Origin of the sequence: Candidatus Marinarcus aquaticus (assembly GCF_004116335.1) — a bacterium.
In the GTDB taxonomy this organism is placed as follows: Bacteria; Campylobacterota; Campylobacteria; order Campylobacterales; family Arcobacteraceae; genus Marinarcus; species Marinarcus aquaticus.
This window is the reverse complement of record NZ_PDKN01000004.1, coordinates 79,967-101,859: the sequence shown is the minus strand read 5'-3', so window position 1 is coordinate 101,859 and position 21,893 is coordinate 79,967. Positions and strand designations below refer to the sequence as shown.

Genomic DNA, 21,893 nt, shown 5'->3' with positions numbered 1-21,893 from the left:
TGAGTGGTTTAGATTTGAAACCACTCAATTTGTTCTTTTAAGTTGACCACTTCGCCAATTACAATCAGGGCAGGCGTTGGTAATCCTTTAGATTTTTGGGCAATATTTTCCAACGTACCTACGACCACTTTTTGTTCAGAGGTAGTTCCTTGTGAAATGACGGCACAGGGGTAATCTTTGCGTTTCCCAAGTTCCAAGAGTTTCGTGCTAATAAGATCAATATTGTGATACCCCATCAAAAAGATGATGGTCTCATCATTTAAAAACGTTTGCCACTCCAATTGGGAAATCTTTTTATTGGGTGTCTCATGCCCCGTTACGACTCTAAACGAGGTAGTGATACCGCGATGAGTTACAGGGATACCTGCATAAGCGGGCACACTGATACTTGAGGTGATACCGGGGATTATTTCATAGGTGACATCTCTTTGTTTTAAGTAGAGTGCCTCTTCACCTCCTCGACCAAATACAAAAGGATCTCCCCCTTTTAAACGCACAACGGTTTCATACTTTAAAGCCGATTGGTAAATAATTTCATTGATTTGATCTTGAGGGACAGAGTGTTTTCCATCTTGTTTACCTACATACGTCAAAACAACACCCTCTTTGGCCATTTTGAGAATTTCAGGATTGGCCAAACGGTCATAGATGATAATATCCGCTTCTTTAATGACTCGTGCAGCTTTCATCGTCATCAATTCAATGTCTCCTGGACCCGCCCCAGTTAAATAGACTTTACTCATTGTTTTTCTCCTCATAGATAAAGATGCCAGAGGGCTTTTTTACCTGTGTTATATTGTGCTCAACACTCCATTTTTTGGTATTGATAACAGCTACTTTGTTGCTGTCATTGACCGAGACATAAAGTTCATTTTTGGTATTTGACCAACGCACATGCAGCACTTTCCCATCAAATTCAAATGTATGAATAATTTTCAGAGTTTTCGTATCAATGATCTGTATGGTTGGAAAATCCTTACCTGAAAACGTGACGGCCAAATACTCTTTAGTGGGACTTAAACTGGTGAAAACCGGTAACCCTTTGGTTGTTATATTGTTCATAAAGTTAAATTCGTTGTCATAGACAAGGACTTTATTATCTCCCACTGCGGGGATAAAAATCTGTTTATGACTTAAACTCCAAAATCCAAAGTGGGGTACTTTTAGTACGCGTTGACGCTCTTTATTTAAAAAAATATCAATTTTTTTGTAACGCATGGTTTTTAAATCGACCACACCAAAATACTGAGATTTGAAAAATCCAGCAATGTACTTTTCATCTTGAATCATCGCATCAAAAGGAAGTTCTCCCACATCATGAAACTCTTTATACAGAGTAAAAAGAGGGGTTTTGGTACCATGAGTTTGGTCTTCATATACTGAAATGGTGTCTTTGTCCATTTGTGAGAAGATTAAAAAATCTTTATAGATTTTAATCCCTACATTTCTTGAACCTGTTTTTATTTTTTTTATGGGTTGTAAATCACGTGTCAAGATATCCACACTTTGATCATCATAATTAGCAACTGCTACATAATGTTCATTGATGACAAAACCAATGGCACTTTTACTGGTTTTATACTCATTGATGACCTCATATGTTTGAGGATTAAAACGAATCACATAGCCATCTCTTGAAATGACATATGCATCTTTGTTATAAAACTTTACGATACCGTGGTTCATATTTCTCATATGAGAGACCGTATGTGTTACTTTGTTATTGTTAATGACAGCAAGGGAGGAGTCCTCTCTTTGTACGACAAAAAGCTTTTCAGCTTGTAAACAGGTCAATAACATGCTTATAAGCAACAGAACTCTTTTAAATGGTTTCATTATCTCTTCTCCTTATCTCTGATTCACTTAAATAACAAGAGGGATCTTCCCTCCATAAATCTCCTGAAATGGCAAACGCACGACTTCTTGAACCTCCATTGCAGATTTCAAGATAGTTGCAGTCATTGCATCTTCCTTCAATTTGTCGAGGGTATTCTCTTAATCGTTTCAATAAAGGTTGTTGGGTGTTGCTCCATATATTTTCAAAATCATTTTCTAAATAGTTTCCCACGGTAAAAGGGAAAAAAGGGTCGGGTTTTACATTGCCCAACCAGTCCATATTTCCCAATCGGTTACCCGCACTGTTGCCTCCCCATTGGGTGAGTTTTTTATAAAGTGTCTTTGTATGTTCAGGATAGTGTTGCTCAAAATATTTCAATAACATGATGGCATCCATCTCCATGTTACCTGTAACAAGGTCAATGTTTTTTCCTTGTTTATAATACTCAAATGCTTTTTGAATAATGAACTCAACATACTCTCGTCGGCGCTCTTTTGAAATATCTATATTGAGGTTTTCTTCGCCTCTTCCTGAGTAGACCAAGTGTGAGATATAGAACTTATTGACATTGAGTTTTTCAACCAAGTCAAACATTGCATAAAAACTGCTTTGTGTCTCTTTGGTTAAGGTAAAACGTATCCCTGCATTTCCCCCATAGGTTTGTATCAGTTTTATGGCTTGTATGGCTTTCTCATAAGAGCCTATTTGCGCTCTGAAAAAGTCATGTACTTCTTTAATTCCATCAATGGATATACCAATGTAATTAAAAGTATCGATGATGTGTTGAACATTTTTAGGTGTAATATACAACCCGTTGGTTGAGAGATATGTGATAATATCATTCTCTTTCATCAATTGGGCAATATCAAAAATATCTTTTCTTAAAAGTGGTTCTCCCCCACTGAAGATGACAAAGTTGATTCCGGCTTTTTTCAGTTTAGGAATGGTCTGTTTTATCTGTTCAAAATGGAGTGTCTCCTTCTCATTGGCATCGGCTTTACTGTAGCAATGATGACAAAGAAGATTGCATCGATTGGTCATATTCCAGATGATAATAGAACCATTGAGTGTTCGACTGGGACTCTCTTCGAGTGTCGTTTTGATTAAGTTTGAAAGTCGAAACATTTTTAGTCCTTGAAACTTTGAATATATGAGGTGAGTGCTTGCAGTTGCTCTGAAGTGAGTCTGTTAAATGCAGGCATGGCACTGCGCTCATATCCCAAAGTGATTGCTGTGTTGGTTGGATCTACAATTTGTGCAATGATTTCTCCACTGTTACGTGTGTTTGCAATTTGTTGAAAAGAGGGACCAAATGCCATAGAAGTTTGGTGATGACACCCCCAACAATAGGTTTTAAAAAGCGTTTCACCCTCATTGGCTAAAAGTGACGTGTGTAAAAACAGTAAAAGGATCAGAAAATTTTTATACATTGGTAACCCCTCTTGAAAAAGTGTAACGTAATGAAAAGTGAATATTCTTGATTCAAATCAGAAATTATCATATTGCACTTCAATATGTGCCTCTTTTTTTAAACGTTGAATTTGTTGTGAGATCAAATGTTGAAATTTTTGCAATTGAACCTCTTGTTCTATGGTGCTATAAATCTCTTTTAGTGTGAGTGTTTTATCTTGTTGTTTGGCATCCAAGTAGATAATATGATATCCGTATTGCGTCTGTAACGGAGTTAATGTAAAGCTTTTTTCTTTGAGGTGTTTCGCTTTATTCCAAAAAGTATCCAGCATTTGTCCTTTTTTAAACCAACCCAAATCACCCCCTTTAGAAGCACTTGGACCAATAGAGTGTTTTTGTGCTAATTCGATAAAGAGTTTTTGAACATCTTTTTGTGTACTTTGCAACTCTTTGATGAGCTGTTGCGCTTTTTGTTCACTTTTGACAATAATATGACGTGCTTTGAGCATAAACTCTTGTTTGTAGTTTGCTTGATGTTCGTTATAATATGTTTGAACCTCTTGTTTGGTCACTGAGATGTTTTGAAATTGTTGTTTGAACCAAAACTCTTTTATAAGTTGATTTTTAATCACTTCTAAAGAGTCTATAAAATCTTTTTGTTGTGGAATATTTGTTTTTCTTGCATGCTGTATAATGAGTTTTTGCTCAATGGCTTGGTCAATTACAAGCTCTTTTTCTCTTGGACTCAATGCTGAAAAAGCAGGGATATCCTCGTGTGATTTGATGATGGCATTGATGTCCTCTATGGTCACTTTTTCATTGTTGACAACAGCAAAAGTGGTTGCATTGAGATAAACTGTAAAAATAATCAAATATAACAGAGTATTTTTCATGATCCTTCCTTCATACTTTTAAGATAATCAAACAGACTTTTTTTCTCATATTTTGAGAGATTTTCTGGTTGACAAGGTAGGGTATTGTTGCAGCGTTGTTTAAAGATATCCATTCCAAATAAACGAGGATAAAATACTCTGTTTTTATTGATAAAGTTGTATTTTCCTACAGGCATGTTGGCTTTATATGCAGTCAATTCTTTTAAAGATTGGGTGTCCAAAATCACAATAGCACCCTCTCTTTCATAGATGCTCAAATACGCATATTTCCCATCACCACTGTATTCTGTGTGAATATATTGTTGGTTTTTTCTGGGGGTAATGGTTTTAGTAGAAAAGTCATTTTTATCAATCAGTACTAATTTATCGCTGCCATTGTCGGCCCAAAGATAAGGGGTATAAGGGTGGGTTTTTACAAAAAAACCATCCCCTTGTATATCGACTTTTTTAATAAATGTCCAATCATACATTTTCCAAACCGTGACATAAGGTTTTTTGATATGCGGTGTTGCAAAATAGAAATCCCCATTATTGTACCAATAGGTTGCAGAAAAGAGGTGAGGCATCCCTTTCATTTCATGTTCAAAAACATATTCATTTTTATTTAAATCATACACGCTTAAGATGTTGCCTCGTCGTGCGGTACCAATAAGAAAATCCTCAAATGGGTCAATAAAAAAGTCTTCAATGGGCTCTTTGATTTTTTTGTAAGTAATATCAAATGTTTTAGTGTCCACCATTGCAAGCAGTGGTTTGTTTCTAAAAGTGAATATGGCTTTGTCTTTGGAATAGAACTCATACAAAGCAGAGATTTTTCCTTCAAGTTTTTGAATTTTTTTAGGCAACATACTCTTTGCATCTAAAACCACCATCTGTTCAGGTAACAAACACGTTGCAAAAATATGAGAACCATCACGACTTAAAGAGATATTTCTTAAGTTGATACAGGCACGTACTTTATTCATTCGCTGACCGGTTTTTAAAGAGTAACGTTGTACAAAACCATCACGTGTGGGGACATAGATGTTGTTGGCATCCATGGTGTATTTGATGCCACCATGGACATTATCTAAATGAAATTTTGAGAGTATTCTTGTATCTTCCATGACCCAAACTTTATTGCCATCACGCTCTACTACTGGAAGAATTTGCTCTTTGTTTTTTATTGCTAATGGAGACAACGGATCATTAAATGAGACGATGGAGTCTCTCATATTGGACGCATTCCATGCGATATGGGTATCAATGGGAGATTTGATATAACGCGCTAATTGTAAGAGTTCATATGGATTTAAAAAGTCAAACTTGGGCATGAGTGTTTGTGGAAAACCATTTTTGATTTTTTGTGCCAAATCTTTTTCTTGATATTTTCGTAAAAATTTGGGTAAAAGCGGTGGCCCCTCTCGTCCAATACGTTGTGTGTGGTGACATGAAGCGCAATATTGGTTATACAGTATTTTGCCAACTTCTTTTTTAGGCAATGCTTCAACCATATGGCCTGCTGCTGAATCTAATGCAAAGGCATTACATAAAAAAAGAGTTATCAGTGATATAAAAGTGAATAAAAGTTGCATAAAAGCTCCTGTAAAAGAGTGCCAAACCCGAAGGTTTGGCAGTATAAAAATCAGTATGTATCTGTCATTGTATTTGTTACGTTGAATTTACCTGTTGGTGTAATTAATCGTTTGTCATCAATTACATTTTTAAGTTTTAATGTTTTTGTATCAAATACTAAGATTGGCGAGGCTTGAAGTTTGTTCCCCCAGATACTTGTCCATACTTCTGAACCATCTGCATTGAATTCAAAGTGAACTGGACCTCTTGCTTTAACTTCTTTACCATCTTCAGTCATTCCTGATTTAAGATATTTTTTAGGAATTTTGATGGTTTTAACTACTTCTAATGAGTCTCTGTCAATCACATAAATTTGTGTTTGTAGCTCTCGGTTTGGATTAACCGGTCTGTCTGCAAAGATGTATTGACTGTTTGGATGACCCTTAACAAATAAGTTTCCTCCACCTTCACCAGGTAAAGCAATTTTTTTAACTACTTTCCATGCATTTTTAGGGTGTTTTTCTGGATCCGTTCCAATAAAGATAATATCATTTGAACCGATGTGTCCTGAACCCCAAATTGGTCCATATTTAGGATGATCAACATTGACCCCTCGACCTGGGTGAGGTTTATTCCCTTGAGAAGGAATATTGGCAACAAGTTTTCCTTCTTTTGTATCAATAACAGAGATGATGTTTTTAGCATTGGCTGCTGTCATAAAGTATCGTTTTGATAAATCCCAACCCCCATCGTGTAAAAATCTTTCAGCTTCTACCATGGTAATTTTTGGATTCATAACATTAGAGTAGTCGTATAACCAAACTTGACCTGTCTCTTTAATATTGACAACCCATTCAGGTTTATCGTGTGAAGCAATAATTGCAGCAACTCTTGCTTCTCTTGTAAATACATTTTCATCATATGTATAACTTGCAGTTGATACAATTTTTAATGGTTCTAATGTATCTGCTTCCAAAGTAACAATTGATGGTGGCCAATAACAACCTACAATCGCATATTTATCTTTATAGTCAGGATGTTTAGATGTATCAATTGCTCTTGCATCGTTACACGTACGAATCTCTGCAACGTTTTTAGGTTCTTTCATCCATAAGTCAATCATAGAGGCTTTCCCATCTCGACCAATAACATACATGTATCGTCCAGATGCACCTGTTCTTGTAATGTGTGTTGCGAACCCAGAAGGTACAACCGAAACAACGTCTTTGGTTACACCATCGACAATTGCAATTTTACCTACATCTCTTAAGATAACTGCAAAGTAATCTTTCCAGTTTTTAGCTTCAGGTGATTTTGGTCTGTCTTTAACAGGCACTAAAATTTTGTGGGTTTTTTTCATATCCGCCATAGATTTTTCAGGTGGTTGAGGTGCTTTAATTTGAATATATTTTGCCATTAGCTCTGTTTCAGCAGCTGTAAGCTCACCAGTTTTACCCCATCCTGGCATTCCTCCAGGAGTACCATTGTTGATGATATATTTAAGTGTCTCTGTACCCATCTCTTTGGATTTACTTGCTTCTAAAGATGGACCTAATGCACCTTTTCTTAACATACCGTGACAACCAGCACATCTATCAAAATAGACCTGTGTTGCTTTTTTCATCTCGGCATCAGAAAGTTTGATTTCTCCTGCGGTTGCTTGACTTACAAAACCGATGCAAGCAATGGTTGCAATACTTAATATTTTCGATAATTTCATACTCTTCTCCTTATATAAAATTATGTTTATCATAGTGATAATCAAACGTACAGCAGAAGTCCCCCAACCGCTACTGTACGTGTCGTATGGTTACATCAATTCTCTTCTTCCATTCTTCTTTTTTCTTGTGCATAAATCCAAAACATTGGAAGTATAATTACTGTATGAAGAAAGATGGTTAAAGTCATTGGTCCTTGATTCAGTGTTCCAAAGAAACTTGGAACCACATCTGTAAATGCTTCAATCATTGTCTGCTCCTTTACCGAACATGTTTCGGATTTTTACCGATACTTAAAAGGTCTTTAACAAGGAATAAGAAACCAATGAAGGTGACTACACCCATTGCTAAACGCCATCCATAACTTTGAGTCATCCAAGTACTCTCTTGAGCGGCAAAGTAACCAACCCAAGTTGCACCCCATTGAGCTCTTTCAATCATTGTTTGAACATACGCGGAGATTGTCAATGCTACAGTCATCCCTAAAACACCACCAGTAATTAACGTAATGGCCATTTTAGATGAGAAGGTTGCTCGTAAATATTTAATATTATTTGAACCTTGAACTCCCATATAAAACATACCAATTAAGATGGTTGCATAAGCACCATAGAACGCTAAGTGACCGTGTGCTGCAGGCCATTGTGTACCATGAGTATAGAGGTTGATTTGTGGCAATGTATGCATAAATCCCCAAACCCCAGCACCTAAAAAGTTACCAAAGGTATTGACAACAAACCAGCTGAATGCAGGTGTGTTTGAAATTTCATGTTTGTGTCCTTCTGCTGCGGCATGACCAGACTCTTTTCCCCAGTCATAAATAACGTGAACAAACATACCAATCAATGGTACAGGTTCTAAAGCAGAGAAAAGTGCACCAATTTCCCACCAGTACTCAGGCGTACCAATCCAGAAATAGTGGTGTCCAATACCTAAAATACCAGAACCAAAAAGCATTGCAACTTCAATCCATAACCACATCTCAACAATTTGTCGTGATGCACCGATGGTTTTAATTAAACCATAACCTGCTAAACAAGCAACAAATACTTCCCAAGTAGCTTCTACCCATAAGTGGATAACCCACCACCACCAGTATTGATCCATTGAGATATTTGCCGTATAGAACATACCTGCAAGATAAAGACCTGCTAATGCAAGTAAGTCTGCCATAAGAACCGTCATGATTCCTGTTCTTTCACCTTTGATGGATGTTAAATATACGTTGGCTAAGAATCCAAGTACAACTACAACGATTCCAATATCTGCCCACATAGGTGCTTCAATATACTCTCGTCCTTGTGTAATAAACCATAATGTTGAGTGATCAGCAGGGCCTACTTGAATTAAAATATAAACAAGCACCACCACTGTAACAGCAGCAACTAAAATACCAAACAACAGTTTTCCAATACCCACACCGACGGTTTCAATTCCAGTCTCTTCAGGCATGATATAGTACACTGAACCAATCATCGCACACAGTAGCCAAACAACTAAGGCATTGATGTGTACAATTCTGGCAATAGAAAAATCCAATACTTCAAATAAGAAGCTTGGGTAAAGGTATTGAATGGCTGCAATTAAACCGAAAAGCAATTGTGCTCCAAAGATTACTGCAGCAAATGTAAAATACCATGTACCTAGTTTTTGTGATTCCCACTTTAAACTATTTTCCATTTACAGCTCCTTTTATCTTTCCAAAGTTTCTAGGGAAACCGTTGGTGTCAATTGAAGACATATGTTTTAAGAATGCTACCAATCCTTTTGCCTCATGTTCAGTGATACCTAAATTTGGCATCATTCTTTCATGAGATGGATATGATGAAGGGTTGGTTAAAAACTCTACCATGGCATCCTCTTTTGTCGCTTGACCTGTCATGGCTTGATATGAACCATTATCTGCCCACATTGGATCTAACCACGCTTTTGTTAAATCAGGGGCATAATACGCACCGTTTCCTAATAGTGTATGGCAATCCATACAGTTCTTTGCTTGAGATGCTAACTTCCCTAAGTTCACCAATTCCATGGCTTCTTCTTCAGAATAGTCATCTCGCCCAAAAAACTTCTCTTTTTCACCAATTACTGGCACCTCATGACCTCTTTTATCACTCAATTCATAAGTGATTTTGTAGTTGATAACTGTAGGTGCTGGTACTCTTTTGGTAATACCACTTTGTAAATCAGCATCTGTTCCCATCGTGATTTGTGGAATAGTATCAAACGTAAGCCATACCAACAATGCAGCACTAAATCCAGTTACCCATGCAGCAGAACGTTTCCAGAAACGATTACTGCCCCAAACTGAAACTTTTTTATCAGTCACTACAACCTCCTTTATTTAATGTTCTACATTTTCATGAGTTTTTTCTAATAAAAAGTAAATGAAATGTGGAATGACTAAAAAGCCAAACATTGCGGCCATCAACACATATTGTGTAAAAGCTTCACTTCGAATTAGAATTCCCAAGTAATATAGACAAAATGTCTGTGCAAGCCAAAAAACGTATGCCACTGGCATAAAGCCGCTTTTTAACTTATTGATTTTTACAAGAGTAAAAATACCAATGTAAAAAAGCCCGAGTATAATTACAAATGCAGATGACAAAAAAATAGGAAAAAAATTCTCAAGAGCAATCTCAGGTCTTATAATTAGTGGTGCATCCATTTTTTCTATCCTCCGAATTTATACTGAACTGAAGATAATTTTAATGGAAAACAAAAAAAATGTGATTGATGTATATCAATGAATTTAAGTTTTAAAAATAAAATATAAAATTAAGTATTTTTTAATATTCTTAAAGAGAGTATAAAATAGAGCTGTTGTATATTGATAAAAAAGAGTCGAAGAGTGCTTATGAACTTTTACGTTCCTCTTTACACCCCTCTTTAAGACGATCAAGTTGCGCTTTTAGCTCTTCAAGTCTTCGCGTAGAGTTCATCAACTCTTCTGTGGATTCAATCACCATATCTTCACTCATATTAAGCTGTTTAGATATACTTGCAGAGTCTTTGAGTGAATCTAAAATTTCATCAAATTCATCGGTGATCTCTTCAAGTTGCAGTGAAGCTTGTTTAGATTGTTCAATTGCTTGCGCAGAGTGATTCATAGCAGAGCTGATTTTATTGATAAAGCAGTTGATCGTATCTGATACTTCCTCAATTTCGCTTTCAGCATTGATTTGAAGAGGTTTGAGCTCTTCCACATCATCTGAATCAATCAGTTGTTTTGTTGATTGAATAAAGTTTTTTGCATTGAGTTCAATGGTTCGCAGTTTAAAAAAGCCATAGATAAACAATATTATCAATGCCAAAGCTGCACCATACTGAAAATAGATGATGTATTGGGTTTTCCCTTGTGCATGATTGGTGTATAATGAAACCAAAGTATCAACCTCTTGAAGAAGTGCATTGTTGGTGTTATAAACTACCTCAAGATTGTGTTCTGCTTTTTGAAAACTTTTTTGTAGCATGTTTTGTTTAAACTCATTGACGTTTTTTAGATAGTTATTCCAAATCACATCAATGATGTAAAACTGTTTGGCAATGGCTTGTGTGGGTGCTGAATCAATTTCAAGCAATTGATTTCCATTTTTGAGTGAATTTAATCCATAGATAAATTCATCCACAGCACTCTCTAATTCTGTAAATTGGGTACTTTTTATATGGTATGTATAAAAAATATTTTTTGCAATTCTTTGAGAGAGCATTCTCTCTTTACCTGCAATGTTGATGATTAAAGCATCTTGTTTGGATTTTTGATTGAGATAAATTGTAGTGACAATAAGTGCCACAACAAGAATAAAAAAGAGTACGCCCAAAGTTTTGATTTTGGTACTGATACGTTGTGATTTCATGTTAGACTCCCATAAAGGTTGCAGTGAGCGCATCTTTGTTGAGTATACTCACTGTTGAACTGCTGATTTCGATGATGTTATTTCTTTTTAAACGGTTTAAGACTCGTGAGAGTGTCTCTGGTTGTATGTGCAATAAAAAAGAGACTTCTTGTCGTTTGAGTGAGTTGAACATTTCCAAGTCATGATGCAACATGAATGCGACCTTAGCTGTGGCATCAAACACCAGTTCTCGATTCAACACACATTGTAAATGGTGCGTTTTTTTTAACAATTCGTTCATAAACTCTTTCACGAAAATGTTTTTAGATAAAAAGTGCTCATTGAACTGTTCAAAGTTTATCGATAAGATTTTTGAATCTTTTGTAAATTCTGCATTTGAAAAACAGAAAATTTCATGTTGCTCAAATGAGGTGATTTCTGAGATCATTGAGTTTTTATAGATATGATAAAGAAAGATTTCATTGTCATATTTGTCAATTTTATAGATCTTTAAAAGCCCCTCTACTAAAAACAGAAGTGAGTTTGAATTCTCATTTTCATAGTATAAAATAGAGTCTTTACTGTATGATTGAACATTGCAAATCTCTTTTAAAACCGTAAGTTGGTCTTCTGTGATGTTATTAAAAAAGTCAATGTTACGGATGGTTTCTGAAATATTCAATATTAGCTCCAAACTCTGCTTTATTTCGTCAAAGTAGAATTTTTTTTAGATTTCCTCTTAAGCAATTTTATATTATCCTAACGAAATTTATAATTAAATGGATAGAGATGTTAGTAGATGGACACAACCGTGTGGTTGATTATTTAAGGGTATCGGTTACCGAAAGATGTAACTTCAGATGCCAGTATTGTATGCCTGAAAAGCCTTTTTCTTGGGTACCTAAAGAGAACTTACTGTCGTATGAAGAGCTGTTTAAGTTTGTACAAGTTGCCATAGATGAGGGCATTAAAAAAGTCAGAATCACTGGAGGAGAACCTCTTTTAAGAGAAGGGCTTGAACATTTTATTAAAATGATTTATGACTATAAAAATGACATTGACTTAGCTTTAACAAGCAATGCGTATTTACTTCCACAAGCAGCACAAAAACTTAAAAGTGCAGGACTTAAACGTATCAACATCTCTTTAGATTCACTTAAACCCGATGTGGCTGCAAAAATAGCACAAAAAGATGTTTTAAGTACGGTGCTAAAAGGGATACAAACAGCTCATGATGTAGGACTTAAAATCAAAATCAACTGTGTACCCATGCGTGGAGTCAATGACACAGAATTAGTTGATATTTTAGAGTTTTGTAAACAAAGAGGTTATACCGTACGGTTCATTGAGTTTATGGAGAATCAACATGCATACAGTGGCGCTAAAGGATATACTTCTGAAGAGATACAAGCCATTATTGCTCAAAAATATAACTTTAAAAAGTTAGAGCGAACGGGCAGCTCTCCATCACAAGATTATATATTGGATGATGGTTATGTTTTTGGTATCATTGAACCACATAAAGATGATTTTTGTGCCACGTGTAATCGAGTTCGACTTACAGCCAGTGGAGTGCTCATACCTTGCTTGTATTTTGAAGATGCACAAAGCATCAAAGAAGCCATAAAAAACAATGATATTGATAAAGCAGTGGCTATTTTAAAAGAGGTATTGGCTAATAAACCAGAGAAAAATAAGTGGAGTGCGGATGACACTTCAAGCCGTGCATTTTATGAAACAGGTGGTTAAGTCATTTCTTTAAATTAACTTAAAAATATTATTTTTTGATAAAAAATATTATTTCTATCATTTTTTTTCTTCCTTTTGAGACTTCTTTTATATTATTATAGTAGAACAGATAAGGTGAAAGGAGTCGTTATGAAAATAGAATCATCACAAGTTAACATGCAAACTTCAACACAAAGTCAGATGGAAATTCACTCAGAACAAGCAATGACGTTTTTACATGAGGTATTGGGGTTAGCTTATGACAACAACCCTAAGAATAAGAATAAAGAGACTTTTGAAGTGGTCGATGAGACTGCCAATCTTCTGGAGCTTCAACAAAATGAATCAAATCTCAGTGCTCGAGAATTGATGATGAAAATTATGTTGGAGCTTATTTTACAACGTTTATTGGGTGGTAAATCCATTAAAATGTATCCTAAAAATGAAGAGTCTGTTGCGTGTTCATGCAATCAAACACCAGTGAACCAACAAAAATCACTGAAAATAGCCGTATATCATAAAGTGGAAATCGAGCGAACCATTGAGTATAGTAAAAAACAGAGCATTGATTTCTCAACTCAAGCCACAGTTAAAACAGCTGACAAAGAGATAACAGTCGATTTGGAACTCTCTTTTTCACAAGAGTTTTATGAAAGACATAAAGAGAGTCTTCATTTTGAAGAAATCAGTTTTATAGACCCGTTGGTGATTCAGTACGATCAATCGTGTCATGCATTTGATATGATTGATGAGAAGATCACTTTCATGTTTGATATCAACAGTGATGAAAGTTGCGAAGAGATACCATTGTTAAAAGATGGCAATGGTTTTTTAGTCTTGGATAAAAATGACAATGGCATGATTGACAATGGAAATGAGATGTTTGGTCCCAATACCAATGATGGTTTTTCTGAGTTAGCAGCGTATGATGAGGATGGCAACAACTGGATAGATGAAAATGACTCTATTTTTGACCAACTGCGTATTTGGACAAAAACAAGTGAAAATGAGGACCAACTTTTAGCTTTAGGGCAAGTGGGAATTGGTGCATTGTATTTGACTCCTTCAGAAGCCAATATTACGATTGATAAATCGGTCAATGAGAGTTTGGCACACCTCAAATCAAACTCGATTTATCTTAAAGAGGATGGCACCGCGGGAGTAATCTCTGCGTTGGACTTTATTGCGTAAACTTGTTTTCTTAAAGAAGTTTTAATAATAGGTTTAATATAATACGCGACCACTTTTTTAAAGAGTGAGATTATATACCAATCAGGAGGTCATTATGGCTTTAGATCAGGACGTAAAAGCAGACATTATTGCGAAATACAGAAGAGATGACAAAGATACAGGTTCATCTGAGGTTCAAATTGCAATTTTAACAGAACAAATTAAAGTGTTAACAGAACATTTAAAAATCAATAAGAAAGATCACTCTTCAAGATTAGGTCTACTAAAAATGGTAGGTAAAAGAAAGAGACTTCTTAAATATCTTAGAAAAACAGATTACGCTAAATTTACGAGTTTAGTTGCTGATTTAGGTATCAGAGCTAAATAATTTAAGGGCCACTTGGCCTTTAAATATCCCCCTTCCAATAAACAAATCAAACTATTTTTTTCAATTTCGCAAACCTTAATCTTATTTTGTGTAAAATAGAACAAATTTTATTAATAGGAAATTTATGTTACTTACAAAAAAGAGTGAATATGCTTTGCTTTCATTGATTTCTATTGCAAAAAGTGATGAGCCTAAAAACGTCGATGTACTCTCACGTGATTTAAATATTTCTAAATCTTTTTTAGCGAAAATCATGCAAAATCTTGCCAAAAATAATATTGTAAAATCTTATAAAGGTGTGAATGGTGGGTTTTCATTGAACAAGCCGTATGATGAAATTACAATTTTAGAAATAACCACAGCAGCTGAAGAGCGAATACCTTCGGTTTTTGAGTGTTCACCTTCTGTACACTCTTGCCCATCTGATTTGGGAAGTTGCTGTACCATTTGGCCACTGTTGAACAACTTGCAAGCTAAAATTAACCTCTTTTTAGAAGACTTAACCTTGAAAGATATTGCTGAATGAGACTCTTCCATATTTCGCATACCGATTTAGATGGATATGGGTGTCAGCTTTTAACTCAAGAGGTTTTCAAAGAGGGATATTTTTTGAATGCCAATTATGGTTTAGAAGTCAAACTGAGTATTGAAACAACCTTATCGAAAATCAAAGAGCATTTAGATGAAGAGGTTCTACTTTTAATCAGTGATTTAAATCTGACAATGAATGAATCAAAAGATTTACACAATGCAGTCAATGAACTCAATGAAGCAGGCGCAAAGATAAATCTGCAACTTTTGGACCATCATGCTACGGGTGAAAAGTGTGCCAACAAGTATGAGTGGTACTATCTTGATACAACTCGATGTGCAACGAAAATAGTCTATGACTATTTAGTGAAAGAGTATGATGCTTTTAAAGAGTCAAACTGGATTGAATCTTTAGTGAATGCCATTAATGCAGTGGATATTTGGCTGGATCATGAGAGCAAAAACTTTGAGTTTGGAAAAGTATTGATGAGAATGGTCAGTCGTGCCCAAGAGATCAACAGTGTGCTTTTTGCCAATGAAAACAGAGCATACAGAATTGCACTGTTAAAAGAGGCATCACGTTTTATTGATGAACCGCATGGACATATTAAACTCGATGATGCCATTCACTTTATGAAAAAAGCCTATTTGGCATTAAGCGATACTGAAGTCGATACCATCGATAATCTCAGTGCCAAACACTTGGTGCACTCTTTAGAGAGTAAAAAAGAGGAACTCACGGTGATGTATAAAGGGCATAAAGGTTTGTTAACGTATACTTTAGGTTCTATTTCAATCCCTGCTAATGCCTTTTTAAAAGCCAATAAAGAGTATGATTTTTTTATCGATGTGAATAAACGAGGCAATGTCTCCTTTCGAGCAGATGGAAAAGTCAATGTGGCAGTGTTGGCTGAAAAAATGGCCAAGGGTGGAGGACACCCCAATGCCTCAGGTGCAAAGCTTTTAGACTTTGTTGAAACCATAAATTATGACGATGTCAAACAGTTTATGCAAGAACGATTAAAAAGGTGTGAATAATGGAATGTGAATTTGCAACAGTCAACTCAAATCAAGATGAGATTAAAGCAATCTTTGAAAAGACCAAAACCATTGCGATTATTGGATGCTCGCCTGATACAAGTAAAGCAAGTAATATGGTGGCAAGCTATCTTAAAAATGCTGGATTTACGATTGTTCCGGTTTATCCCAAAGAGGATGAAATCTTAGGAGAGAAAGTCTACAGAAGTCTAAAAGATATTCCTTTTAAAGTGGATATGGTGGATATTTTCAGAAAGCCCGAAGTGATTGCTCAAGTAGTGGATGCGTGTATTGAACGAGGAGACATTGATTGTGTTTGGACACAGTTAGGGTTGGTCAACAATGCTGCAGCACAAAAAGCGTGTGATGCGGGAATGAAAGTGGTACAAAACCACTGCACCAAGATTGAACACAAAGCAATCTTTGGTTAAATCTTACACGTAGGGTTGCTCGCTAAACACAGCGTAGCAACTGTCCCTTTCACTCCATCTTTTCGATTTTTCAAATCGATACTTGCGCCCAATGAATCCGCAGCATTTTTAGCTAAAAACAGACCCAATCCAGCACCTGCTTCTCCTCCCACTCGTTTAAAAGGAGCAAATAGGTCAATGGCTTCATCGATACCAATCCCTTCATCCATCACTTCAACCACTGCGGTGCCTTCGTTTTCATACAGCTTTACATGGATATGTTTACCCTTAGGTGTAAACTTGATGGCATTTTGAATGAAGTTTTGCAAAATATGCGTTAAAAGCGTGGGTTGAATGATGGTAATAAAGGATTTGACTTTACTGTTAAAGTGAAGTCCTATCTCTTTTTGATTGGCCAAAAGTTTGTAGTCGTTCATTTTTGATTGCATGAAGTTGACAATATCCAACTCAATGGGTTTTTCAAATTGTGCCCCTTCGGCTCGTCCCATGTCCAAAATAGAAGAGATCATTTTATTCATGTCATTAATCTCCTTGATGGTCACTTTCAACGTCTCTTCATATCTCTCTGGTTCTCTTTTTTTCATCAGAGTCACTTCATTTTTCAGCTTCACTACGGCCAATGGTGTTTTAAGCTCATGCGCAGCCCCAATAAAAAGCTCTTTTTTAAACTTTACAAAGTTTTGGATTTTATTGGTTAACGTATTAATGGAGTTTGCTAAAGGGTGAAACTCAATAGGCAGTCGCTCTTTATCGATGTGAGTTAAGAAGTTTTCATTCATCTTTGAAAGCTTCTCAGTGATTTGTAAAATTGGTTTAAGAAGGGTTTTTGAAACGGTAAAGGCATACAAAATAACCATGATAAAACCACCCAAACTCAGCAATAAAATGTTATTAAATATTTTACTGAGCATCTTTCGAGAAGAGTTGATGTTTCGCGTGATTTTAATAAATTTATTCGTGGATAAATCAAAAGGATAAATGAGTTGAACGTAGTAGTCATCATCTTGTTTGAAATTGGTGTATTTGATGTCTTTGACATTATCAATGGTAACAATATCAACGTTGACATCACTCAGTGTAATTACGTTAAAATTGGCGGTTTCTATTTTGGATTCTTTACTCACTTTGTAGATGAGTTTTGCATCTGAAAGCAGACCATCTTTGATATCTTCGTAGATGGTTGCTTTGGTGTATCCATAAAAAATAAAGGACAGTGTTATGATAAACAGTGAAGTCGCAAATATAAGCTTTTGATAAAACTGCTTATATATGCTTTTTGAGTATTTCATTTCGAATGAAAATTACAGACCAGATTCATCTTCTGTATTAGGGTAACAGAATCTATATCCTCTTCTTCTGATGGTTTCAATGGTTGAAATACTTAATGGTTTATCCATTTTTTGTCGAATTTGGTTGATTGCAACCTCGATAACATTTGGAGTTACTAATTCTGGTTCTTCCCAGATAGCATCAAGTAATTGCTCTTTAGAAACGATTTGATCTCTGTGTCGTGCAAGGTGTGTTAAGACTTCAAAAGGTTTCCCTTTTAATTCAATCTCTTCACCATCGTACATGATTTTCTCTTCATCAGGGTTGATTGACAGGTCATCAATCTCAATGATGTTTGTTCCACCAAATCGAAGTCTTGCTTCAATTCTTGCTAATAAAATATCAAAATCAAAAGGTTTTTTAATATAATCATCTGCTCCAGATTTCAGTGCTTCAATCTCACTCTCTTTGTCATCTCTTGCTGAAAGGATCACAACGGCAGTTCGTGAACTTCTGTTTTTTACAATTTTACAAAGTTCAATACCATCACCATCTGGTAACATCCAGTCAGTTAATACAAGGTCATAATTTCGAATGTCAATAAAATATTCTGCGTCTTTATAGTTCTCTGCTGTGTCCACTTGGTAACCAAAATCAGTTAAACCCTCTTGAAGTGTTCTGTTTAGTGTGATTTCGTCTTCTATGATTAAAATTCTCATTAAATTAATTCCCTTTTATGTCGCGTTTTTTAAGCTTAAGATTAAGTTAAGTTTAAAATTTTCGGCATTATAGCATAAGATCAGATAAAATTAAAGGGTTTTTAAGGTAAATTTTAAAATTTGTTGAAATTTGAAGGAGTTGCTTTATAAGTAATATGGTACAATTCGATTTTTACTTTCAGTCAATTAACACTATGTTAATAAAAAAAAGATAGAATAAAACCTACAAAACATTAAGGAAACAGATAATGCAAACAAATAACAGAGTATTTAATGGAAAAAGATTGGTTTTAAGTCTGGTGACTACACTGGCACTTACGACAACAAGTCTGCTCGCAAAAGATGTATATGCGACAGTTGATGGTGAAAATATCACGAAAGATGATATTTCAGTGGTTTTAAGAAACCCTAAAATTGATTTTGACACACTGCCAGAAAAAACACAAGAGACTGTAATCAATCAATTGGTTGAAAAAAAATTATTGACTAAGAAAGCACTTTCAAGTGGCATTGAAAAAGAAGCAACCTTTAAAGAGGCATTAGAGAAAATTAAAAAAGATTTGGCTTTAGAGATTTGGATGCAAGAAGAGTTTAAAAAAGTGAGCGTATCAGACAAAGAGATCAAAGAGTATTACACAAAAAACGAAGAGAAATTCAAAACAGATGAAAAACTCAAAGCGCGACACATTCTTTTAAAAGACGAAGCGGCTGCAAAATCAGTGATTAAAGAGCTTAATGGTGCAAAAGACAAATTGGCCAAATTCACAGAGTTAGCAAAAAGTAAATCAACAGGACCAACAGGTAAAAATGGTGGATCTTTAGGTGAATTTTCAGCAAAACAGATGGTACCTGAGTTTTCAAAAGCAGCCAGTGCATTGAAAAAAGGGGCGTACACAAAATCTCCAGTGAAAACACAATTTGGATATCACGTAATCTATTTAGAAGATAAAACACCAGCACAAAAACTCTCTTTTGATGATGTAAAAGTAAAAATCAAACAAGCATTAATCCAAGAGAAATTCAGAAACAATATCAAAGACGTGGTCTCTGAATTAAGAAAAAAAGCAAATATCAGTATCAAGTAAGGAGTAAAAGTGGGAGTCTTAGACGTTGTTAAACCGGGTGTTTTAAGTGGGAGTGAAGCACACAAATTGTTTGAATATGCAAAAGAGAATCAATTTGCAATTCCAGCAGTAAATGTTGTAGGAACAGATTCAGCCAATGCGGTTTTAGAAGCGGCTCACAGAGCAAAATCACCTGTAATTATTCAGTTTTCAAATGGCGGAGCAGGTTTTTTTGCAGGTAAAGGTTTAAAAAGTGATGATGCAGCCATTTTAGGTGGTATCAGTGGTGCGATGCATGTTCACACCATGGCAGAAGCGTATGGTATCCCCGTTATTTTACACACAGACCACGCAGCCAGAAAACTCTTGCCTTGGATTGATGGTCTGCTTGTTGCAGGTAAAAATCACTTTCAAAGAACAGGACGACCTCTTTATACTTCACACATGTTGGATTTAAGTGAAGAGTCACTTGAAGAGAACATTGCTACGTGTGTAGAGTATTTTAGAACCATGTCAGAAATTGATATGATGATAGAAATTGAATTGGGTATTACTGGTGGAGAAGAGGATGGTGTGGATAACACCAATGTGGATAATGCACTTCTGTATACGCAACCAAGTGAAGTGGCGTATGCTCACCAAGAGTTAAGCCAAATCAGTCCTCACTTTACGATTGCAGCCAGTTTTGGAAACGTTCATGGGGTCTATAAACCAGGAAACGTGAAACTCTCACCGGTGATTTTAGATAACTCACAAAAATTCATCCAAGAAAAACTTCAATGCGCTGCAAAACCAGTGAACTTTGTATTCCACGGTGGATCAGGTTCAGAGCTTTCTGAAATTCGAGAAGCGATTGAGTATGGTGTGATTAAGATGAACATTGATACGGATACTCAATGGGCATTCTGGGATGGAGTACGAGAGTATGAAGCGAAAAACAAAGGGTACTTACAAGGCCAAATTGGAAACCCTGATGGAGATGATAAACCAAATAAAGGGTACTATGACCCTAGAAAATGGTTACGAGCAGGTCAAGAGAGTATGATTAAGAGATTAGAAACGGCATACTCTGACTTACAATGTATTGGAAAGAACTAAGCGTTCTTTCCTTACGGTAAATAAATCAATTTACTGAACTCTCTTTTTTTAAATTTCTTCGTTATTCATATTTTCAAATTCAGTCACATACTACAAGTATGCTCCTAACTTTAAAAATTCTCATGCCTCGAACTTTTTCAAAATAGAATTCATTAAATTGATTTGGGATATTTTTTGAGATTTATAAACATCTGCTTCTTAAATTCAAAGTGAAAAGGTGAAAAAGTCATATTTTAGAGTATGTCAAGGAAGAGAAGCATTTTAAAATTGTTTATATGACGCAGAGATACTTTAAAAGATAGTTTTTAATTATTATTCATCGGTAATGAGAGCAAGATTATTGAGTTTATGCCGTTGCAACACATCCAACACTTCCACCACTTTTTGATATTTTACATTTTTATCAATCCGTAATATCACGGAGTCTTGTTTATTTCGTATCTTCATCAACGCCAAGTTCAGTTCATTTAAATTCACCACTTTTCCTTTGTAGGCCAGTTTATCAGGACCAAGTTCAATGGTGATGTTTTTCTCTTCATATTTGGCCTCTTTCGCATCTGAGCTTGGTAAATCCAAAATCAGTGCCAATTCCTCTTTTTTAAATACCGAAGTTACAATAAAGAAAATGAGTAAGATAAAGACCACATCCACTAAGGGGGTGAGGTCGATGTTGAGCTTTTCACGTCGTTTCATAGTTGCGTATTGGCCTCATTTTTTGCTTTGATTTCAAGTTCATCCAACAGGGCAATGAAGTAGTTATAACAAATATGGTGAGGAATGGCAACAATAAGTCCTGCTATGGTTGTAATCAGAGCAATAGAGATACCCGTAGAGAAAATCGTAGGATTTCCTAAACCGCTCTCACTGATGGCTTCAAAGGCTTTTAAAACCCCTATAACCGTTCCTAGTAATCCCAACAATGGAGCCACAGATGCGATGTTTTTTATAAAGTTTAATCCTATTTCCAAACGTTTAATTTCATACTCAATTTGAGCATTGATATTTTTAGTCAAGTCCAGTTTTGAAAGAATCGTTTGAGTGATGTTCTCTTTTCGTGGCAGGGTTAAAAACTTCCAAATAATAATAGTAAAGCCCACGATATTTAAAGCAATGAGAATATAAACAATGATTCCACCTTTTTCAACATATTCCATCAAATCCATAAAACATCCTCAATAATTTTTTGCTTATTGTAGTATAATCTAT

25 protein-coding genes are annotated in these 21,893 nt (G+C 35.5%); 8 read left to right on the top strand and 17 right to left on the bottom strand.

All coding sequences use genetic code 11. The annotated features are described in order from the left end of the window. Positions 1-8 precede the first annotated feature (8 nt). The 13 genes from cobA to CRV04_RS07225 form a co-directional block, all read right to left on the bottom strand. Entirely contained in the window at positions 9-743 is a 735-nt protein-coding gene (cobA, locus tag CRV04_RS07280) for a uroporphyrinogen-III C-methyltransferase (RefSeq protein WP_128996177.1), read from the bottom strand. Beyond that, positions 736-1,836 (bottom strand): cytochrome D1 domain-containing protein, encoded by a 1,101-nt coding sequence (locus CRV04_RS07275; RefSeq protein ID WP_128996176.1) that lies wholly within the window; start codon positions 1,834-1,836, stop codon positions 736-738. The genes cobA and CRV04_RS07275 overlap by 8 nt, the downstream gene beginning before the upstream one ends. After that, positions 1,823-2,962, bottom strand: a complete 1,140-nt coding sequence (locus CRV04_RS07270; RefSeq protein WP_128996175.1) for a radical SAM/SPASM domain-containing protein — start codon at positions 2,960-2,962, stop codon at positions 1,823-1,825. The genes CRV04_RS07275 and CRV04_RS07270 overlap by 14 nt, the downstream gene beginning before the upstream one ends. Before the next feature lie 2 nt (positions 2,963-2,964). Further along, the gene (locus CRV04_RS07265; RefSeq protein WP_128996174.1) at positions 2,965-3,267 is read right to left on the bottom strand and encodes a c-type cytochrome; all 303 of its coding nucleotides are present in this window, start codon (positions 3,265-3,267) and stop codon (positions 2,965-2,967) included. A 57-nt stretch (positions 3,268-3,324) separates the two neighbouring features. Beyond that, positions 3,325-4,140 carry a peptidylprolyl isomerase gene (locus tag CRV04_RS07260; protein WP_128996173.1) on the bottom strand — a complete coding sequence of 272 codons (816 nt, stop codon included), beginning with the start codon at positions 4,138-4,140 and terminating at the stop codon, positions 3,325-3,327. Continuing rightward, entirely contained in the window at positions 4,137-5,714 is a 1,578-nt protein-coding gene (locus tag CRV04_RS07255) for a nitrite reductase (RefSeq protein ID WP_228126507.1), read from the bottom strand. The genes CRV04_RS07260 and CRV04_RS07255 overlap by 4 nt, the downstream gene beginning before the upstream one ends. A gap of 50 nt (positions 5,715-5,764) precedes the next feature. Beyond that, positions 5,765-7,414 (bottom strand): nitrite reductase, encoded by a 1,650-nt coding sequence (locus tag CRV04_RS07250; protein ID WP_128996172.1) that lies wholly within the window; start codon positions 7,412-7,414, stop codon positions 5,765-5,767. 95 nt (positions 7,415-7,509) lie between these two features. Then, positions 7,510-7,662, bottom strand: coding sequence for a hypothetical protein (locus CRV04_RS12870; RefSeq protein ID WP_164969133.1), 153 nt, complete (start codon positions 7,660-7,662; stop codon positions 7,510-7,512). 11 nt (positions 7,663-7,673) lie between these two features. Further along, on the bottom strand, positions 7,674-9,092 hold the full coding sequence (locus CRV04_RS07245; protein ID WP_128996171.1) for a cbb3-type cytochrome c oxidase subunit I: 1,419 nt from the start codon (positions 9,090-9,092) through the stop codon (positions 7,674-7,676). Beyond that, the gene (locus CRV04_RS07240) at positions 9,082-9,741 is read right to left on the bottom strand and encodes a c-type cytochrome (protein ID WP_128996170.1); all 660 of its coding nucleotides are present in this window, start codon (positions 9,739-9,741) and stop codon (positions 9,082-9,084) included. The genes CRV04_RS07245 and CRV04_RS07240 overlap by 11 nt, the downstream gene beginning before the upstream one ends. 15 nt (positions 9,742-9,756) lie before the next feature. After that, positions 9,757-10,083: a hypothetical protein gene (locus CRV04_RS07235; protein ID WP_128996169.1), complete on the bottom strand. Its 327-nt coding sequence runs from the start codon at positions 10,081-10,083 to the stop codon at positions 9,757-9,759. Between the two features lie 187 nt (positions 10,084-10,270). Next, positions 10,271-11,272 carry a type IV pili methyl-accepting chemotaxis transducer N-terminal domain-containing protein gene (locus CRV04_RS07230; protein ID WP_128996168.1) on the bottom strand — a complete coding sequence of 334 codons (1,002 nt, stop codon included), beginning with the start codon at positions 11,270-11,272 and terminating at the stop codon, positions 10,271-10,273. Between the two features lies 1 nt (position 11,273). Continuing rightward, complete coding sequence (locus CRV04_RS07225) at positions 11,274-11,933, bottom strand: Crp/Fnr family transcriptional regulator (protein WP_128996167.1); 660 nt, start codon at positions 11,931-11,933, stop codon at positions 11,274-11,276. 107 nt (positions 11,934-12,040) lie between these two features. On the opposite strand from CRV04_RS07225, the gene moaA reads away from it, so the two are divergent. The 6 genes from moaA to CRV04_RS07195 all read left to right on the top strand — a co-directional run bounded on the left by moaA (position 12,041) and on the right by CRV04_RS07195 (position 16,537). Continuing rightward, entirely contained in the window at positions 12,041-13,000 is a 960-nt protein-coding gene (moaA, locus tag CRV04_RS07220; protein ID WP_128996166.1) for a GTP 3',8-cyclase MoaA, read from the top strand. A gap of 129 nt (positions 13,001-13,129) precedes the next feature. Beyond that, positions 13,130-14,170, top strand: coding sequence for a hypothetical protein (locus tag CRV04_RS07215; RefSeq protein WP_128996165.1), 1,041 nt, complete (start codon positions 13,130-13,132; stop codon positions 14,168-14,170). Between the two features lie 94 nt (positions 14,171-14,264). Next, on the top strand, positions 14,265-14,537 hold the full coding sequence (gene rpsO, locus CRV04_RS07210) for a 30S ribosomal protein S15 (RefSeq protein WP_128996164.1): 273 nt from the start codon (positions 14,265-14,267) through the stop codon (positions 14,535-14,537). Between the two features lie 124 nt (positions 14,538-14,661). Continuing rightward, positions 14,662-15,063, top strand: a complete 402-nt coding sequence (locus CRV04_RS07205) for an RrF2 family transcriptional regulator (RefSeq protein ID WP_128996163.1) — start codon at positions 14,662-14,664, stop codon at positions 15,061-15,063. Further along, positions 15,060-16,106 carry a DHH family phosphoesterase gene (locus CRV04_RS07200; protein ID WP_128996162.1) on the top strand — a complete coding sequence of 349 codons (1,047 nt, stop codon included), beginning with the start codon at positions 15,060-15,062 and terminating at the stop codon, positions 16,104-16,106. Before CRV04_RS07205 ends, CRV04_RS07200 begins: the two co-directional genes overlap by 4 nt. Then, positions 16,106-16,537, top strand: coding sequence for a CoA-binding protein (locus CRV04_RS07195; RefSeq protein WP_128996161.1), 432 nt, complete (start codon positions 16,106-16,108; stop codon positions 16,535-16,537). Before CRV04_RS07200 ends, CRV04_RS07195 begins: the two co-directional genes overlap by 1 nt. On the opposite strand, the gene CRV04_RS07190 is transcribed toward CRV04_RS07195, so the two are convergent. Both CRV04_RS07190 and hsrA read right to left on the bottom strand, forming a co-directional pair. Then, positions 16,534-17,826, bottom strand: a complete 1,293-nt coding sequence (locus CRV04_RS07190; RefSeq protein ID WP_128996160.1) for a sensor histidine kinase — start codon at positions 17,824-17,826, stop codon at positions 16,534-16,536. The two genes, CRV04_RS07195 and CRV04_RS07190, sit on opposite strands and share 4 nt — an antisense overlap. Positions 17,827-17,838: 12 nt before the next feature. Further along, positions 17,839-18,525, bottom strand: coding sequence for a homeostatic response regulator transcription factor HsrA (gene hsrA / locus CRV04_RS07185; RefSeq protein WP_128996159.1), 687 nt, complete (start codon positions 18,523-18,525; stop codon positions 17,839-17,841). Positions 18,526-18,773: 248 nt separating this feature from the next. Here hsrA and CRV04_RS07180 point away from each other — a divergent pair, with 248 nt between their 5' ends. Further along, on the top strand, positions 18,774-19,610 hold the full coding sequence (locus tag CRV04_RS07180; protein ID WP_128996158.1) for a peptidylprolyl isomerase: 837 nt from the start codon (positions 18,774-18,776) through the stop codon (positions 19,608-19,610). 9 nt (positions 19,611-19,619) lie between these two features. Further along, positions 19,620-20,687: a class II fructose-bisphosphate aldolase gene (gene fbaA / locus CRV04_RS07175; RefSeq protein ID WP_128996157.1), complete on the top strand. Its 1,068-nt coding sequence runs from the start codon at positions 19,620-19,622 to the stop codon at positions 20,685-20,687. 312 nt (positions 20,688-20,999) lie between these two features. On the opposite strand, the gene CRV04_RS07170 is transcribed toward fbaA, so the two are convergent. Both CRV04_RS07170 and CRV04_RS07165 read right to left on the bottom strand, forming a co-directional pair. Then, complete coding sequence (locus CRV04_RS07170; protein WP_128996156.1) at positions 21,000-21,380, bottom strand: ExbD/TolR family protein; 381 nt, start codon at positions 21,378-21,380, stop codon at positions 21,000-21,002. Continuing rightward, positions 21,377-21,850, bottom strand: a complete 474-nt coding sequence (locus CRV04_RS07165; RefSeq protein WP_128996155.1) for a MotA/TolQ/ExbB proton channel family protein — start codon at positions 21,848-21,850, stop codon at positions 21,377-21,379. Before CRV04_RS07165 ends, CRV04_RS07170 begins: the two co-directional genes overlap by 4 nt. Between the last annotated feature and the right edge of the window lie 43 nt (positions 21,851-21,893).

Coding starts and splice junctions, on each gene's coding strand:
- cobA (WP_128996177.1), bottom strand. CDS start 743: ATGAGTAAAGTCTATTTAACTGGGGCGGGTCCAGGAGACATTGAATTG.
- CRV04_RS07275 (WP_128996176.1), bottom strand. CDS start 1,836: ATGAAACCATTTAAAAGAGTTCTGTTGCTTATAAGCATGTTATTGACC.
- CRV04_RS07270 (WP_128996175.1), bottom strand. CDS start 2,962: ATGTTTCGACTTTCAAACTTAATCAAAACGACACTCGAAGAGAGTCCC.
- CRV04_RS07265 (WP_128996174.1), bottom strand. CDS start 3,267: ATGTATAAAAATTTTCTGATCCTTTTACTGTTTTTACACACGTCACTT.
- CRV04_RS07260 (WP_128996173.1), bottom strand. CDS start 4,140: ATGAAAAATACTCTGTTATATTTGATTATTTTTACAGTTTATCTCAAT.
- CRV04_RS07255 (WP_228126507.1), bottom strand. CDS start 5,714: ATGCAACTTTTATTCACTTTTATATCACTGATAACTCTTTTTTTATGT.
- CRV04_RS07250 (WP_128996172.1), bottom strand. CDS start 7,414: ATGAAATTATCGAAAATATTAAGTATTGCAACCATTGCTTGCATCGGT.
- CRV04_RS12870 (WP_164969133.1), bottom strand. CDS start 7,662: ATGATTGAAGCATTTACAGATGTGGTTCCAAGTTTCTTTGGAACACTG.
- CRV04_RS07245 (WP_128996171.1), bottom strand. CDS start 9,092: ATGGAAAATAGTTTAAAGTGGGAATCACAAAAACTAGGTACATGGTAT.
- CRV04_RS07235 (WP_128996169.1), bottom strand. CDS start 10,083: ATGGATGCACCACTAATTATAAGACCTGAGATTGCTCTTGAGAATTTT.
- CRV04_RS07230 (WP_128996168.1), bottom strand. CDS start 11,272: ATGAAATCACAACGTATCAGTACCAAAATCAAAACTTTGGGCGTACTC.
- moaA (WP_128996166.1), top strand. CDS start 12,041: ATGTTAGTAGATGGACACAACCGTGTGGTTGATTATTTAAGGGTATCG.
- CRV04_RS07215 (WP_128996165.1), top strand. CDS start 13,130: ATGAAAATAGAATCATCACAAGTTAACATGCAAACTTCAACACAAAGT.
- rpsO (WP_128996164.1), top strand. CDS start 14,265: ATGGCTTTAGATCAGGACGTAAAAGCAGACATTATTGCGAAATACAGA.
- CRV04_RS07205 (WP_128996163.1), top strand. CDS start 14,662: ATGTTACTTACAAAAAAGAGTGAATATGCTTTGCTTTCATTGATTTCT.
- CRV04_RS07200 (WP_128996162.1), top strand. CDS start 15,060: ATGAGACTCTTCCATATTTCGCATACCGATTTAGATGGATATGGGTGT.
- CRV04_RS07195 (WP_128996161.1), top strand. CDS start 16,106: ATGGAATGTGAATTTGCAACAGTCAACTCAAATCAAGATGAGATTAAA.
- CRV04_RS07190 (WP_128996160.1), bottom strand. CDS start 17,826: ATGAAATACTCAAAAAGCATATATAAGCAGTTTTATCAAAAGCTTATA.
- hsrA (WP_128996159.1), bottom strand. CDS start 18,525: ATGAGAATTTTAATCATAGAAGACGAAATCACACTAAACAGAACACTT.
- CRV04_RS07180 (WP_128996158.1), top strand. CDS start 18,774: ATGCAAACAAATAACAGAGTATTTAATGGAAAAAGATTGGTTTTAAGT.
- CRV04_RS07170 (WP_128996156.1), bottom strand. CDS start 21,380: ATGAAACGACGTGAAAAGCTCAACATCGACCTCACCCCCTTAGTGGAT.
- CRV04_RS07165 (WP_128996155.1), bottom strand. CDS start 21,850: ATGGATTTGATGGAATATGTTGAAAAAGGTGGAATCATTGTTTATATT.